This window comes from Bradyrhizobium lablabi (assembly GCF_900141755.1).
GTDB classification, from domain to species: Bacteria; Pseudomonadota; Alphaproteobacteria; order Rhizobiales; family Xanthobacteraceae; genus Bradyrhizobium; species Bradyrhizobium lablabi_A.
Genome location: NZ_LT670844.1, coordinates 938617 through 953276, shown reverse-complemented (window position 1 = coordinate 953276; position 14660 = coordinate 938617). Strand labels below are relative to the sequence as shown.

Annotated in this window: 14 protein-coding genes; 11 read left to right on the top strand and 3 right to left on the bottom strand. The window is 61.3% G+C overall.

Going from position 1 to position 14660, the window contains the following annotated elements; all coding sequences use genetic code 11:
* Positions 1-181: 181 nt before the first annotated feature.
* The 10 genes from B5526_RS04550 (at position 182) to B5526_RS04505 (ending at position 8455) form a co-directional block, all read left to right on the top strand.
* Positions 182-1873, top strand: a complete 1692-nt coding sequence (locus tag B5526_RS04550; RefSeq protein WP_079544689.1) for a GspE/PulE family protein — start codon at positions 182-184, stop codon at positions 1871-1873.
* A 4-nt stretch (positions 1874-1877) separates the two neighbouring features.
* Complete coding sequence (locus tag B5526_RS04545; protein WP_079537128.1) at positions 1878-3092, top strand: type II secretion system F family protein; 1215 nt, start codon at positions 1878-1880, stop codon at positions 3090-3092.
* Positions 3093-3158: 66 nt separating this feature from the next.
* Complete coding sequence (gene gspG, locus B5526_RS04540; RefSeq protein WP_244562337.1) at positions 3159-3617, top strand: type II secretion system major pseudopilin GspG; 459 nt, start codon at positions 3159-3161, stop codon at positions 3615-3617.
* Entirely contained in the window at positions 3610-4074 is a 465-nt protein-coding gene (locus B5526_RS04535; protein ID WP_079537126.1) for a prepilin-type N-terminal cleavage/methylation domain-containing protein, read from the top strand. Before gspG ends, B5526_RS04535 begins: the two co-directional genes overlap by 8 nt.
* Positions 4046-4459 carry a PulJ/GspJ family protein gene (locus tag B5526_RS04530; protein WP_079537125.1) on the top strand — a complete coding sequence of 138 codons (414 nt, stop codon included), beginning with the start codon at positions 4046-4048 and terminating at the stop codon, positions 4457-4459. The genes B5526_RS04535 and B5526_RS04530 overlap by 29 nt, the downstream gene beginning before the upstream one ends.
* On the top strand, positions 4456-5220 hold the full coding sequence (locus B5526_RS04525; protein WP_079537124.1) for a PulJ/GspJ family protein: 765 nt from the start codon (positions 4456-4458) through the stop codon (positions 5218-5220). Before B5526_RS04530 ends, B5526_RS04525 begins: the two co-directional genes overlap by 4 nt.
* Positions 5217-6158 carry a general secretion pathway protein GspK gene (locus B5526_RS04520; protein WP_079537123.1) on the top strand — a complete coding sequence of 314 codons (942 nt, stop codon included), beginning with the start codon at positions 5217-5219 and terminating at the stop codon, positions 6156-6158. Before B5526_RS04525 ends, B5526_RS04520 begins: the two co-directional genes overlap by 4 nt.
* The gene (locus B5526_RS04515; protein ID WP_079537122.1) at positions 6148-7224 is read left to right on the top strand and encodes a PilN domain-containing protein; all 1077 of its coding nucleotides are present in this window, start codon (positions 6148-6150) and stop codon (positions 7222-7224) included. The genes B5526_RS04520 and B5526_RS04515 overlap by 11 nt, the downstream gene beginning before the upstream one ends.
* Positions 7221-7781 (top strand): type II secretion system protein GspM, encoded by a 561-nt coding sequence (gene gspM / locus B5526_RS04510; RefSeq protein ID WP_079537121.1) that lies wholly within the window; start codon positions 7221-7223, stop codon positions 7779-7781. Before B5526_RS04515 ends, gspM begins: the two co-directional genes overlap by 4 nt.
* Positions 7778-8455 carry a hypothetical protein gene (locus tag B5526_RS04505; protein WP_154071123.1) on the top strand — a complete coding sequence of 226 codons (678 nt, stop codon included), beginning with the start codon at positions 7778-7780 and terminating at the stop codon, positions 8453-8455. Before gspM ends, B5526_RS04505 begins: the two co-directional genes overlap by 4 nt.
* 130 nt (positions 8456-8585) lie before the next feature.
* Here the strand turns inward: B5526_RS04505 and B5526_RS04500 are convergent, their stop codons facing one another.
* From B5526_RS04500 to B5526_RS04490, 3 genes are all read right to left on the bottom strand, one after another.
* Positions 8586-9044 (bottom strand): prepilin peptidase, encoded by a 459-nt coding sequence (locus B5526_RS04500; protein WP_079537119.1) that lies wholly within the window; start codon positions 9042-9044, stop codon positions 8586-8588.
* 121 nt (positions 9045-9165) lie between these two features.
* Positions 9166-11007: a phospholipase C gene (locus tag B5526_RS04495; protein WP_079537118.1), complete on the bottom strand. Its 1842-nt coding sequence runs from the start codon at positions 11005-11007 to the stop codon at positions 9166-9168.
* 315 nt (positions 11008-11322) lie between these two features.
* Entirely contained in the window at positions 11323-12894 is a 1572-nt protein-coding gene (locus B5526_RS04490) for an alkaline phosphatase family protein (RefSeq protein WP_079537117.1), read from the bottom strand.
* A gap of 506 nt (positions 12895-13400) precedes the next feature.
* Between B5526_RS04490 and B5526_RS04485 the strand changes: the two genes are divergently transcribed.
* Positions 13401-14651 (top strand): hypothetical protein, encoded by a 1251-nt coding sequence (locus tag B5526_RS04485; RefSeq protein ID WP_154071122.1) that lies wholly within the window; start codon positions 13401-13403, stop codon positions 14649-14651.
* Positions 14652-14660 lie beyond the last annotated feature (9 nt).

Below are 14660 nucleotides of genomic sequence, written 5' to 3'. Positions count from 1 at the left end.
ATTAGCCACGGATTATGACAGTAATAATTGGCGGCGCAGGTCACAGACGGTTCCACGCGATCTTCAGCGTCGAAATGCGAATGCCGCGGGCGGCTTCGTACAGGTGTCATATTTCGGATCAATAAACGACACCCGAATGCTCGACGGCCGGCTGATGCCGCGCGACCCGCTGGAAAGACCAATGACCGGTAACGAGTCCTTGCGCTTCGTGGAGCATCTTCGTCAAAACAATCATTTGACGAAGACCACCGGCAACGGCGAACTCGCCGAGCAGGGCGGCGGCGATCGTTTGCAAGGCCAGGTGAGCGGCAAGCTCTGGGAACACACCGATTTGTCGGCCAGCGAGTTCGCCGACGAGGCCGCCCGGTTCTACGATCTCGAACGGGTCTCGCTGCAGGACATGCTGTCGGCGACCGCCGTGGTCGAACCCTTCTCGCAGCGCTTTTTGCGCGAAATGACGGTGTTTCCGTATCGGTCCGTCGAGGCAGGCGCCGTGCTGGCGGTCGCCGATCCCGCCGACAATGCCGCGCGGCGCGCCGCCGAAATCGTGCTGGGGGGCGACGTCACGATCAAGGTGGGGTCATTCGAAGATATCACGGTTGCGCTCAATCAGCGTCTAGGCAGTGAAGACGCCGAGGCGCCGGGCGGTGAGACGTTTCAACCGCGCGAAGATGACATCGAGAGTTTGCGGGATCTCGCCAGCGGCGCGCCCGTGGTCCGTGCCGTCAATGATCTCCTGGAAAAAGCCGTCGAACTTCGCGCCAGCGACATTCACATCGAGCCCCTGCACGCCGGACTTGCGGTCCGCATGCGCATCGACGGCCTGCTGCGCCCGGTCACCGCGCCAGCCGGTGTCGTGCCGCAGGCCGTGATCTCCCGTATCAAGATTGTCGCGAGCCTCAACATCGCCGAGCGTCGTCTGCCGCAGGATGGCTCGGCGCGGCTGCGGGCCGGGCGCTCGGACATCGACATTCGTGTCGCGATCATGCCGACGCAGCACGGGGAATCCGCCGTCATTCGTATCCTGCCGAAGGATCGCGGATTGCTGGTAATCGAAAAGCTCGGATTTTCCTCAGCCGACGAAGCCAAAATCCGGCGATTGCTGACACTGCCGCACGGCATGATCGTCATCACCGGGCCGACCGGAAGCGGCAAGACCACGACCTTGGCGACCGTTTTGTCGATCTTGAACGAACCGTCGCGAAAGATCCTGACGATCGAGGATCCGGTCGAGTATGAAATACCCGGAGTGAACCAGTCGCAGATCAAACCGGCGATCGGGCTGACATTTGCCGCGGCGCTGCGCTCGTTCGTCCGTCAGGATCCCGACGTCATCATGGTAGGCGAGGTGCGCGATTCCGAGACCGCGCATGTTGCCGTGCATGCAGCGCTTACCGGGCATCTCGTGCTGACGACGCTGCACACCGAGACTGCGGCTGCCGCAGTGCCGCGCCTGCTCGATCTCGGCGTCGAAGGATATCTGTTGCGCTCGACCTTGCGGGCCGTGGTGGCGCAGCGGCTGGTGCGCCAGCTCTGCGATCGCTGCAAATCGCCGAAGACGCTGACCAAAACCGATCTCGCGGAGGATCCGCGGTTCGCCGCGCTCGGCTTTGAGGCCGGGGAGACGCTTCGCGATCCCTGCGGCTGCGAGCGCTGCGGCGGCACCGGCTATCGTGGCCGGCTGGGCGTGTTCGAGATTCTGGAACTGACCAACGAGCTTCGCGAATTGATCGGCGAGAAGACCGACGGCTTGAAGATCGATCAAACCGCAATCCGCGCCGGCATGACGACGATGCTCGACGACGGCCTTGCGAAATGCCGCGCCGGCCAGACCTCGCCGGCAGAGATACTCCGCGTCACAACCGTGCGGTGAGACAGTGCCGAATTTCCGCTACCGAGCGCTGACACAGAACGGAGAGGTCGTGCATGGCCGGCTGACCGCTCCGACCGCGGCCGAAGTCGCCCACCGTATCGAGTACCTTAAGCTGCTGCCGATTGAGACGATCGAGGAGACGCGCAAAGCTGTTGCCTCGCGCGGCGATTTCGGACTGTTCAACCGGCCGAGCCCGGCGGAGGTGACGACGTTCACCAGAGATCTGGCGCTTCTCTTGAAAGCGGGCGCCCGCCTGGACGACGCGCTGGAATTGCTGGCCGGCGACACCGATGTCGGAAAACTTCGCCCCGTGGTCGGCAAGCTGCGCGCTGCGCTGTTGAGCGGGGAAAGTCTTGCCGGAGCGGTGGCGGATCATCCGGCGCTGTTTCCACCGATGTATATCGCACTGGTTCGCGTCGGCGAAGTGTCGGGGACCCTCGATCAGGTGCTGGAGATGCTGGGCGCGGAGCGAACCCGAGCCGAGCTGATGCGCCGCAAGCTCACGGATGCAATGCAATACCCGGCCTTCGTCCTGATGGCCGCGGTTTGCGTCATGCTGTTCTTCATTCTGTTCGTGCTGCCGCAGTTCTCCTCGGTGCTCCAGGATTTCGGTGCGAAATCCGATTCCGCGCTCAGCGTGTTCATCAGACTATCGGATTTTCTTCGCGCCAACGCGACCAGTGTGCTGCTTGGTTGCGCTGCTTCCATCGCCGGCATCTGGTGGCTGTTGCGCCGGCCTGGCGCAGGCGCTGCGGTGGTGAATGCGGTCTCGCGAATTCCGGGCATTTCCGGCATCTTCCGGTTCTACCGGACCACACTGTTTTGCCGCAATCTCGCCGTCCTGCTCGGCAGCGGGGTCAACTTGACCGCAACGCTGCGTATCCTGATCGACATCATGGCGGTCACCGGCAGCGAAGGCACCTGGACCGCGGCGGCGGATCGCGTGCGTCATGGCGGCAAGCTTTCAGACGCGCTGTCCGCGTCGAACAGCCTCCCGCCGATGGCGGTGCGCATGCTGCGGCTCGGCGAGGAAACCGGGCAATTGCCTGCGCTGGCAGGCCGGGTCGCCGAATTCTACGAACAAAAACTGCAGCGCAGCCTGGATCGGATCGTCGGCATCGTCGGGCCGCTTGCCATCGTCACCATCAGTGCGGTCGTTGGCGGACTGATCGTATCGGTCATGACCGCGCTGCTGTCGGTCACTCAACTTGTCGGCTAAAGCGAGGATAGGTTCATGATGAAGTTCGAAACATGCCAGCAAGGCAAACGCGCAGGCCGGTTCTCCATGTTGCGCGCGCAGTGCGGAGATCGGCAGAGTGAGCGGGGTTTTACCCTCGTCGAGATGCTGGTGGTGATCACCATCATCGGCCTCATCATGGGCCTGATCGGCCCGCGAGTGCTCAACTATCTCAGCGAATCCAAGGTCAAGGCCGCCAAGATCCAATTGCAGAGTTTCGGCAGCGCGCTCGATCTGTTCTACCTCGACGCCGGCAGGTTTCCGTCGACGGCGGAAGGCTTGACCGCACTGGTGCAGCGCACCCCCGGCGTCGCCGCCTGGAACGGGCCTTATCTGAAAGGCGGCAATGTACCCAACGATCCCTGGAACCACCCTTACATCTATCGCTCGCCAGGTGAACGCGGCGCCTACGAGATCATGAGTTACGGATCCGACGGCCAGGAGGGCGGATCCGGCATCGCCGCCGATATTTCGACCGAAAATCTGGTCAACGCAAAGAATGAGTGACGAACAGCAACGCGGCTTCACTTTGCTTGAGATGGTGTGTGTCCTCGCGGTCATCGCCATGCTCGCGGCTGTGTTGCTGCCGTTAATTCCCCGCCAGACGTCGCGGTCGCGCCTGCAGGCCTATGCGCTTCAGGCCGCAACGCTGTTGAAGGCCGACCGCAACGCGGCGATCCGGCATCAGGCCGAGGTCACGACGCTGGTCGACACCGGAACGCGCTCGATCCGTTCGGGCGCGACCACGGAGATGATCCGGATTCCCGACGATGTTCAATTCGACGCGCTATTGCCGCAAACCTGCCGCCAACATGCGGCGCTGTCGACCATCAGCTTTTTTGCCAACGGAATGTCGTGCGGCGGGAGCATCGCGCTGACGCGGCTGGATACCGGATACGAGGTTCGTGTCAATTGGCTGACCGGAAGGATCGAAATTGTCTCGCGCTCTACTGCCACCAATTGATGGCCCGCAATCCGGCTTCACGATCATCGAAGTGCTGATCGCGCTGGCGGTCGTTGCCGTCTGCATCGTTGCCATCGGATCGGTGATGTCGACCAACGCGCGCGGCGTCCGGTCATTGGAGCAACATGTCGAGCTGATGCAGGCGGCGCGTAACGCGATGATCACGCAGATCCCGCCACGCAACGAAATCGGTCCCGGGGTATTGTCCGGCGAGCTCAACAATCATCAATGGCAGATCGACATCGGACCGCTGGGCGAAGGCTGGGTCGTGCCCGACGCTGACGTCAGATGGATACCCCAGCTCGTGAAGATTCATGTGCAATCTCCGGGCGGCGGAGCGCTCGACCTTCAAACCATTCGTCTGATGCACAGGCCGCGCCAATGAGTGTCTCTCCGATCAGCAAACGCGACGGTGAGAGCGGCTTTACGCTGATCGAGACGCTGGTCGCGCTGGCATTGACGGGCCTGGTGCTTTCGGCATTGGCCAACATCACCTCGCAATGGTTGCCAAACTGGAACAGGGGAATGGACCGTATCCAGCGCAGCGAATCGGTCGCGTTGGCATTGCAGCGGATTAGCGCCGATCTTGCGGCCGCCGAATATGTGCCGCCGGGTCGCGAGCAGCGCCAGCCGCTGTTCGAAGGCTCGGAGCTGGCGGTAACGTTCGTACGGACCAGTCTCGGCCCCAATTCCCGGCCGGGGCTGGACGTGGTGCGGATCGGCGAAACCAGCGATCGCCGTGACTTCGTGACGGTTCGTACGCGGGCGCCGTTTGCGCCGTTGCCACAAGGGACCTCGCTCTCCGAACAGATCCAGCTTGGTGATCCCGTGGTGTTGTTGCGCGCGCCGTTCCGGCTGTCGTTTTCTTATGCGGGCCGCGACCGTGTCTGGAAGAGCAGCTGGCGCGACGCGGACCGGTTGCCGGCCGCGATCATGCTGACGGTTCGGGATGCTGCGACCGAACGCGTCCTCTCGGTATCGACCGTGACTTCCATCCACGCCGAGGCGCCGGCGGGCGGAAACTGCGCGCAGCCGGGCCCCGGGTGTGACGGCAAAACCGGTGGCGCTGACCAAAATTCGAAAGATGGCTCCAAAGGCAATGCCAGCCCGGCAAATGCCGCGGTGGGGCAGGGCGGGACACAATGATACGAAAAGCTCCGCACGCGACTGCGGCTTCCGAACACGGCTTCGTCCTGGTCGCCGTGCTCTGGATTGTCGCGGCTCTGTCGGCACTGGCGATAATCTTCTCGGCCTATCTGTCCAATACGGCGCAGGCGCTTTCTGTCAGCGATATCGGGCTGCAAGCCGAAGCCCTGGTATCTGGCAGTGTCGAGCTGACGGCGTATCAATTGTCGCTGGCAGGCGAAAAAGCGCGTCCGATGCAAGGCTCGTTTCACTATCGACTGGACAACGCCGATATCACGGTCTCGTTCGTGTCCGAGACTGGGCGCATCGATCTCAACGCCGCCTCGAAAGACTTGTTGGCCAATTTGTTTGCAAGTCTTGGCGCCGGTCCGGAGGATGCCGCACAATATGCCGACCGCATCATCGGTTGGCGGACGCCGCCGAAGGCCAATGCCACTGATGACGAAGTGTCGCTCTACCGCGCCGCGGGCCTTGCCTATTCTCCGCGGCAGGCACCGTTTGCACATGTCGACGAGCTTGCGCTGGTTCAGGGCCTGCCGCCGGCGCTGGTCGATCGCGCCCTGCCGTTGGTGACGGTTTATAGCGGACAACCAAAAATCAATGTGCTGGTCGCCGCGCCCGAGGTGATCGCCGCATTGCCCGGCATGACGCCGTCGGGCCTGAAACAGTTTCTGAGGGAACGGCCGGTATTGCCGAACGACATGGCCGCGATTGCGACGGCGCTCGGTCCGGCGCAGGCAAATGCAGCAATTGATAAAAGCGACTTCTTTCGCATCCTCACCACGGTCAGATTCGGCAATGGCCGTCAGACCGCATCGGAGGTGGTGATCGGGCTGGCCGGCGAGGAGGATCCCTATCGCGTGCTGTCCTGGCAGGACGAGGTCGAGGCCCGGACCAGCCACCCGACACGACCGGCGGAGGACGGCGATGATCTCTGAGCTCAAAGAGTTGTTTGCCGAATGGATCGCTGCCGTCGCGCGGGCCATTCACTGGATCGCCGGCCGTTTCATGCAACAGCGGCAGATATCGCTCATCGAAGGGGATGACAACACCTTCACCGCCAAAACGGCGCCGGTGAACAAAGGTGCTGCCTTGCCGGATGTTTCGTTTCGATTGCTGGAGGGAAGGCCAACCCCCGCTTTCACAGCCGACTGGGAGGCCGCATTTGGCGGCGCCAGCGTCGAACTCCTGCTCGAGCCCGAACACATACTGTTCCGATCGCTCGACTTTCCCAGGCGAGCGGTGGAGTTTCTCGACGGCATGATCCGCGCCCAGATCGATCGGCTGACGCCGTGGACGGCAAACGAGGCGGTGTTCGGTTGGAGCCCGCCCTCCGACATCGCAAACGAGCGCATTCAGCTGACCCTCGCGGCGACGTCGAAAAGCAAAATCCAGCCGCTGCTGCAGCTTGCGAGCAATCTTGGCGCGGCGTCCGTGAGCGCCTTTGCCGAGCCGCCGCCCGGCGACGGCGCGCCAGCAAAATTAAAAGTCTTTGACACCGCGCTGCAAAGCGCGGTGGGGCGGAGGATGGATGTGCCGCGCCTCCTGCGCATCATCTTGTTGGGCACCGGTCTCGCGGCTGCGGCGTCCTTGGTGCTGGCGGCTTATGCCGGGAACATGCTCGACGCCGAACAGCAGCAACTGCTACGCCAGATCGCGGAACGCCGCGCCTCGCTGCGTCTCGGCCAAACTGCCGCCGGCGGATCGGCCCTGAGCCTGTTGGCCAAGCGAAAGCAGACGACGCCGTCCAGCGTCATGGTGCTTGAAGCGATCTCGCGGGTGCTGCCTGACAGTACTTACGTGACCGAATTGCGGATTGAAGGCGACAAGGTCCAGGTCGTCGGCATTTCGCAGGACGCACCGTCCCTGATCCGATTGATGGAACAGTCGCCGCAATTCTCCCGCGCCACATTTTTTGCGCCGACCACGCGCGCGCAGAACGACCCTGGCGAACGTTTCCACATCGAGGTACATCTCACACCTTATTTCGGATCGGGCACATGAACTCCGCCGCTACTTTGAGAAAGACGTTGGCGTCGCCGTTGCCGGCGGCGGCCGCCTACGCCGGACTGGTGTTCGCACTGCTGTTTACGCTGATCACCTCGATTGCCGACATTTTCGGCCAGCGGGAAGCGGTAGCGTCCTCGGCGGCGATGCTGGAGCAGCTTGAGGACCGCAAGCCGGCCTCTACGCGCGGACAACCCGCCGACGTATCGATGCCGTCCGGCTCGTCCTTTCTGGAAGGCGCGACGGTCACCATCGCGGGAGCGGCGCTGATCCAACGTGTCGCGGGTGCCGTGACCAAATTCGGTGGCAACGTGTTGTCGACCCAGGTCGAATTGAAGGGTACGCAATCCAAGGCGGGATTCATCAGCATCCTCGCCAGTTGCGAGATCGATCAGGTGGGACTACAGCACCTGCTCTACGACCTCGAAGCCGGAATGCCATTTTTGTTCATCGACCAGCTCGTCGTTCAAGCGCCGTCCACGTTGTCCAGTTCGGGAGGCGGAAAGCTGCGCATTCTGCTCGCGGTGTCCGGGCAATGGAACGGGGCGAAATGATGCTGAAATTTTCGATTGGCATCCTGCTTCTGGTGGCGTCGGTGCACGGCGCCGCTGCCGCGACTGCCGTCGCTGCGTTCGATCCGCTGGATACCGCGGGCGCCGAAGACGCGCGCAGCGGATCTCCTCCGGCATCTGCGATCTGGCAGCAACCGGCCGCGCGGGCACCGGCGCAAGTCGTGACCGCGCCGGCAGCACCCGCGCCAGCACCGGAGCGGGCGCTGAGTGCCAATCCATTGTGGGCGATCCCCCTCACGGCATTATCCGGCACGCGCGACCGGCCGATCTTCTCGTCATCGCGGCGGCCGCCGGCGCCTGCGGTCGCACCCGCCATAGTTCCGAAAGTGGCGGCTGCGCCCAAGCCGAGGGAGCCCGAGCGTCCGCCGCTCTCTTTGGTGGGCACGATCGCAAGCGGCGAAGAGGGATTCGGGATATTTCTGGATCAATCGACCAAGGCGGCGCTGCGGCTGAAGCTCGGCGAGGATTATCAGGGTTGGAAGCTGCGATCGGTTCAGGGCCGGGAAGCGACCCTGGAAAAGGATGCGCAGGCCGTCACCCTTGCATTGCCGCAGCCCGGCATCGGCCAGCCGGCCAGCGAGGCCCATATGCCGTCAGCGAACGTGGGAAAGCTATTGTCGGTGACATCAGAGCCGCGACTTAAACCCGGTCGGTGATGTTTTGATGCGTCGGTCGCAGCTCGGCCGTCGCCTATCGGCGCTGATTAGATCAGAACCGATCGGCTCCGCTTTTTGTTTTGACGCGTTTTCTTTACGCGAACCGGTATCCACTTCGCTCGAAAACGCTCTAGTATTGTTGAAAAACTGACGCGAACAACAGGCCGAGCGCCAAAAACGGTCCGAACGACATCGACGTCCGACCGCTCAATTGCCGCCCGGCCAATTGCATTACGCCGGCGCAGGCAAGCGCCGTCAGCGCGGCAACCAGCAGGAGCAACGGAAGCCCCGCGACGCCGATCCAAATGCCGGCGGCTGCCAGGAATTTGACATCGCCCAGCCCAAGGCCCTGGATTTTTCTGGCCGCGAAATAGAGCCGTCGCAGCAGCCAGAAGATGGCGCCGATGGCCGCGCCTTCGCCGGCGGCTTCCAAACCAGCCAATGGACCGGCGAGGATCACGGCCTTCGACAATCCAAGAGCGGCAATCGTCAGATTTAGCCAGTCCGGAATGATTCCGTGACGAATGTCGATCCAGGCAAGGACCGCGCTCAGCAGACAGAGCAATCCAAAGAAAACAATGACGACCATGCCGGGTGCCCGGTTCAGCAAAAATGCCCGACCGGTTTAGCAGACCGCCGCAAGAGGCGCTGAAATCATTCGCAAGCGTGCTGCGGCGAGGTGGGATCCACCCCGCCGCAACGCTGTGGGGTTAGTGGCGATCGTGATCGTGATCCCGATCGTCGCCGCCTCCGGAAGCCGAGACCACAACGCCCGTCGCCTCGTCGAGGATCAGCTTGCGCGGGTGGTCTTCGTCCCGATCGTCGAAGTCGAACATGTTGTTGAGGGAGCCGGCAATGGTATCGAACGAGCCGCCCGTTTGAATGCGCTCACCCGACAGCCAGTTGTCTTCGATGAAGCGGAGCACCGAGGTCTGGTCGGTCAGGGTGTGGTCGACATGGTTGCGCTTCGCAAAAGGCGAAATCACCAAGAGCGGCATGCGGGTTCCGTAACCGCAGCGACCCCATTCCGGCTGGCCGAAAGTGCCGTTGAGCGGTGCTGCCGGCGTGGTTTTTCCCTGCTGGAAGCCATTGCTCGTATTGCAGACGCCGGGGCCGTTGAGGGTATCCACCGCCGCGCTGAACGAAGGATTCACGATCGGCGGCATCTGATGGTCGTACCAGCCATCGGAGTCGTCATATTCAATGATGACAGCAGTTTCCGACCATTCCGGGCTCTTCTGCAACGCGTTGATGACGCTCACCACGAAATGCTGTTCGTCGAGCGGGTCAGAATAGCCGGCATGGCCGTCTTGAAACGCGGGCGCCTTCAGGAAGCTCACGGCCGGCAGGTTGCCCCCCTTGAGCGCGTCGAAGAAGTCATGGATGTCGTAGTTGTGATTGGCCAGATCCGGCATGTTGGTGTGCGGGATCAGGGTGTGACCGATCGCCTCGACCGAACTCGGACGGGCATGGGTCGGATTCCGGGTCGACGCATAATACTGGAACCAGGCGTGATGCGGAATGTAGTCGACCGACGTAAACGCCGGTGTGCCCAGCGCAGTCGGGTCGGTTTCGCGCGCGCAGCCTTTCGTGCCGTTCGCATTGACGATGCCGAGATCGAATCCGCCCATGAACGAACCCCAGGTGATGCCCTTTTCATTGAGGAGATCGCCGATGTTTTTGCCGGCCATCGTCACCTGATCGATCGTGCCATTAGAGCACACGTCGAGCAGCGGATCGCCATCGCCGATTTCGGTGATGTTGCTGGCGAGCTGGCCGGGGTCGCCGAAGGCCTCGTGGGTGGAATGCAGCAGTTTGTTGGAGGTACCCAGAACGTTCAAGGTCGCGGCGATGCCGTTGGTCTGACCCGAGATCAGGTTGAGCGCGCCCGGCGTCGAAGGGCCGAACTGCGTCGTATAGTTGTTGTCGTTCAAGGCGAAATGCTGGGCGTAGTTCCAGAGCGCGGTGACGGTATTGCCGTCGAAATACCCCATCACCAGCCCCTTGCTGCCGATCCCGGCCGGCGGCGGTCCCTGGGTTCCGACATAGGCCGGGAAGCCGTCCATCTTGCCGTTGTCGTAGGCGCTTTCTTCGGGGCTTTCATTGTGGCCCTGATCCGCGGTCAACACTTGCGACGGCGACAGGCGGAACGGGTTCGCGGCGCCGGCGCCGTTGGTCTTGGCGTTGTCGGGCGGGAGAGGGACGTTGGGATTGCTGTTCGGATTGTGGTTGAGCAGGTCGATGCCCGTGAGCGGAACGAAACCATTGTTCACGTCGAGCGGGTTGGCGAGGTTGTTGACTTTCGGCGTGTGCTTTTTCGCCGTGAACGGTGTCTCGCCCGACAGGTTCAATGCGTTGGGATAGGTCCCGAAATAATGATCAAACGAGACGTTTTCCTGGAAGATCACAACGACATGCTTGATCGGTGTTGCGGTATGGACGTGATGGAAATCATCCGAATCGCGGCGGTGATCATCGTCGGCGACGGCGCTTGCACCCGCGACCGCAAGGGCCAGAGCGGATACCAAACCTAGGGCTGTTGGCAAACGCATTGTGATTGCCTCCTTCTGGAAGAGTTGAATTTAAAGAAATGACACGATAGTGGCGAGTGGCGACCGGAGAGGTGCCGCGCGGAATTTTTCAGAGCCGGGTCACAGCCGGACGAAAAATTTGTGACATCTGCTTAAATAAGTCAGAGGCTACAAGGTCATGGCAATGCATCATTGAAATTATTCCAGGAGCGCGTCGAAAAATTTAGCGCTGGAGCGAAGCCGCTGTCGCAAATAGTCCTTGAAATGGTCATGCAAAGAAAAAGGGGCACCGCGGATGCGGAGCCCCTCCAGAACTTTGTCTTGCCTTTAATTGACTCAGCGGTTGTCCCACATGCCGGGCAGCACCGGAGTATGTTCGACCCGCACCGACTTGAGCTCCTCGGGCTCGATGTCGAGCGCCTGCAGGATCGTCGGCGCGACCTGCGAGGTAAGCACCGGGGTTTTCAACACCGTTCTCGGGAAGCGCGGGTTGGAGACGACCAGCCCGACATTGGTGTCGGCGAAGCTCATTCCGCCGTGCTCGGCGTTCTTCGCCGTCGACCCCGTGTAGACGGTGCCGTAGATCGGCTGAACGATGACATCCGGCACGCGGCTGTCGTGCGCCGGACTGTTGAATTTGAGCTCCAGCTCATCGCCGCTAAGGACTTCATCGATGAACAGGGCCTTGGCGTTGGCGTTCAGATAGTCGGTCACGGCCTTGGTCTGGCTTGGATCCTGCAGCCAGATCAGCGCGATATCGTCGTCCTGGACGAAACCGCACGAGCCGGTAGAGCAGGCGTTGGCGTTGGCGATGGCGATGCCGCCGGGATTGCTGGCTGCATCCGGCAGCGTCGCGACGAGGTCGGCGAAATGGCCCGGCTTGTTGATCTTGACCGGGTTGATCGGCGACTGGCCGTGCTTGGCGCTGACCATAAACAGCGTGGAATTGTAGATGCCGCGCTGCTTGAGTGCCTGGATCATGCTGCCCAGGGCTTCATCGGTCTTCTGCAGTCCAAACGCCAGCACTTCGGTCGGTGTCCCGGCGCCGTCGAGGTAGCCGCCGACCTTGCCGGTATGGGTGCTCTGCAGGCAACTGCCGTTGCTGTTGTCGTGGGCGAGCTTTTGCCCGACGCTGACCGCCTGGAAGTTCATTCCGAACACCGTCGGGGTACCGCCGCCGGGCGAGCCATCATGCTTGAGGCCGTTGATTTCATTGATGATGCCCGCCACTTTCAGCTGATCATTGGCAACCGTGCAATCGACGCTGACGGTGTTGTCGAGGCCACCGACGTTGGTGATTTCCGGGGTGTAGAGATCGTCCACGCCCTTGCCGGAAGGACCATTGACGAGATCGTAGGCCGGGTGCTTGTCGGCCCACGCGGTGCGGCCGCCCTTGCTCTTGACCACTTCGAAGATCGTATTGGTCCTGATCGCATTGTGCGGAAATACCGCAACGCACTGGCCGAACTCGTTGCGTCCACGCGGCAGCTTCGCCGGATCGATTTTGTTCAGGGAAACGTTGCCGTTGTACTGATCGACGCTTTCGTCGAACACCATCATGTTGCCGGCCGGGCCCTTGCACGTCACGTTGTCAGGAGCGAACAACGCGCGATCATAGCTGACATCGTAGAACAGACCGTGGGTGATCGGCGATCCGCCGGTCACCAATGCCAACAGACCGGGGAACGAATCGGAGTTCGCGGGCGTGCGGGCATTGCTGTAAGTGACGCCGTGTTCGGACAATTCGGCCAGGGCGGAGTTCGGATGCGCTTCGACATAGTTCGCCACGTCGAGCGCGTGCAATCCGTCCACGCTGATCAGCAGGACGTGGTCGATATCGGCTGCCTCGGCGGTCGCGCCAAGGGCTACCCCGGCCAGCAGGCCAAGGGCTATTCTCTTTATAATCATGGAAAAATTCTCCCCGATGTTTTAGTGCGGTGACCGCGTCGTCACTGTGGCAGTCACATATTTCAAGCCGATGACTGGTTGACCGGAGAGCACAGCTGTTACGAACAATGCGCGACAAATTTAATGCGTGAAAGTGCGGTCGGTTCGATAGACGCTTGGAAAGACTTTATTTTTTCAAAGTTTCAAATGATCAACATCCGGCCGGCGGTCGCGGAAGAGCCGCGGCCCTTTTTTGAACTTATTTGCGATTCATCTTGTGGTTGACCGTCTGGGGTCGCGACGATTCGAGTTTTTGGGATATTGAAATACTAAATAGATAGACGTGCGCCGCCACACTCATTAATGCGCGGTAGCGCCCTCTGACAATAAAGCTGACCTAAAACGATCGCTATCTGACAACGAAATCTGCGCCTCGCTTCTGTGAGGCAGATCATATTGTCGGGCTCATAAAGCTCGTACAAGTTCACAACGGCAAATAACGCCGTTCGAATCTTGGTCCGGCGAACATGGCGACCATCAGGTGTCACAAGTGTCAGCATGACAACCCTGCCGGGAGGGGTTTCTGCCAGGAGTGTGGAACCCGCCTGGTCTCGGCTGCACCTGTGCCTGCACCGGCATCCGCAGCTTCCGATTCCGACGCGACAGATTTGGAGCGATTGAAAAAATTGCTCGCTGCAAGTGAACGGGACGTTGCCAAGCTGGAGCACGATCTCGAAACCGCAAAGCAGGATCACGAGGCGGCAATAGCGCAGGCCACGGCTCAGGCGCGACGAGAAGCCGAGGCGTGGAATGCCGAGGAATCAAGGCTGAAACAGCACCTTTCGGAAAGTGCGCAAGCGCTTGCCGAACTGGAGAAAAAACTCGAGACCAAGCATTCCGAGGTCGCCGACGTCGCAACGCAACACGAGAATCGGATCAAGGAGAGCCAGGCGGCGGCCGAGCGCGCCATTGCAGTCCTGAAACAGGAGCACGATGGGGTCATACAAAGGCTGACCGCCGACCACCAGGGATTGATCGCGCAGAAGGACAAGCTGTTCGACGTTCTTAAGAAAGACTTCGACATACTGCGAGCGAAATTCGCCAACTCGGCTGTCGCCCCGCCGGGAGGGTCAAAGCCGGACGGGGCCCCATCTTCCCCGGCGAAGCGGCAGTTCAGTCCGCTGGTGATGTCCATCATCGCGGCGCTGTTCGCCGGCGCTGGTGGCGCGGGCGGCTATTTCTTTCACGGTACGGAAAGCGGAGCGCCGAAAGCCGACCAGTCCGCCCTCGTCAGCGAAACACGGGACAGACTGAACCAGTCGGAGCAGAGCAACCGAGGATTGCAAGATGAGTTGCGATCGTTGCACGAGGCCTATGACAATCTCAACCATGATTTCAAGACAGCCCAGGAGCAACTTAAGTCGCAACCGACGACTGCAGGTGCAGGATCGAGTTATGACGCGCAACGGCAGTTGTCGGACGCGCAGGAGACAATCAAGAGCCTTCAGCAAAAGCAGGCCGCAACCGCCGCGGATCTCGAACAGAGCAAGCAGCAGATGGACGCGCAGGAGCACACGATTGCGCGCTTGAACCAGGAATTGCAGGACGTGCGATCGCAGGAGGCGAAGCCGCAGGAGACGAAACCGCGGGAAACCAAGTCACAAGAATCGAGGGAATCGAAGCCGAGGCCGAGGCGGGCCTCCGATTTTGAATCCACGATCAGGAATCTCGAACGGGAGTACGGAAGGGATGTTGGTATCCCCTGGTATGCGCGCTGAACCCGACCG

What these genes read in the sequence shown, in the direction of transcription:
- B5526_RS04550 (WP_079544689.1), top strand. Translation starts at nt 182, where the DNA reads ATGACCGGTAACGAGTCCTTGCGCTTCGTGGAGCATCTTCGTCAAAAC.
- gspG (WP_244562337.1), top strand. Translation starts at nt 3,159, where the DNA reads ATGTTGCGCGCGCAGTGCGGAGATCGGCAGAGTGAGCGGGGTTTTACC.
- B5526_RS04535 (WP_079537126.1), top strand. Translation starts at nt 3,610, where the DNA reads ATGAGTGACGAACAGCAACGCGGCTTCACTTTGCTTGAGATGGTGTGT.
- B5526_RS04525 (WP_079537124.1), top strand. Translation starts at nt 4,456, where the DNA reads ATGAGTGTCTCTCCGATCAGCAAACGCGACGGTGAGAGCGGCTTTACG.
- B5526_RS04520 (WP_079537123.1), top strand. Translation starts at nt 5,217, where the DNA reads ATGATACGAAAAGCTCCGCACGCGACTGCGGCTTCCGAACACGGCTTC.
- B5526_RS04515 (WP_079537122.1), top strand. Translation starts at nt 6,148, where the DNA reads ATGATCTCTGAGCTCAAAGAGTTGTTTGCCGAATGGATCGCTGCCGTC.
- gspM (WP_079537121.1), top strand. Translation starts at nt 7,221, where the DNA reads ATGAACTCCGCCGCTACTTTGAGAAAGACGTTGGCGTCGCCGTTGCCG.
- B5526_RS04505 (WP_154071123.1), top strand. Translation starts at nt 7,778, where the DNA reads ATGATGCTGAAATTTTCGATTGGCATCCTGCTTCTGGTGGCGTCGGTG.
- B5526_RS04500 (WP_079537119.1), bottom strand. Translation starts at nt 9,044, where the DNA reads ATGGTCGTCATTGTTTTCTTTGGATTGCTCTGTCTGCTGAGCGCGGTC.
- B5526_RS04495 (WP_079537118.1), bottom strand. Translation starts at nt 11,007, where the DNA reads ATGCGTTTGCCAACAGCCCTAGGTTTGGTATCCGCTCTGGCCCTTGCG.
- B5526_RS04490 (WP_079537117.1), bottom strand. Translation starts at nt 12,894, where the DNA reads ATGATTATAAAGAGAATAGCCCTTGGCCTGCTGGCCGGGGTAGCCCTT.
- B5526_RS04485 (WP_154071122.1), top strand. Translation starts at nt 13,401, where the DNA reads ATGGCGACCATCAGGTGTCACAAGTGTCAGCATGACAACCCTGCCGGG.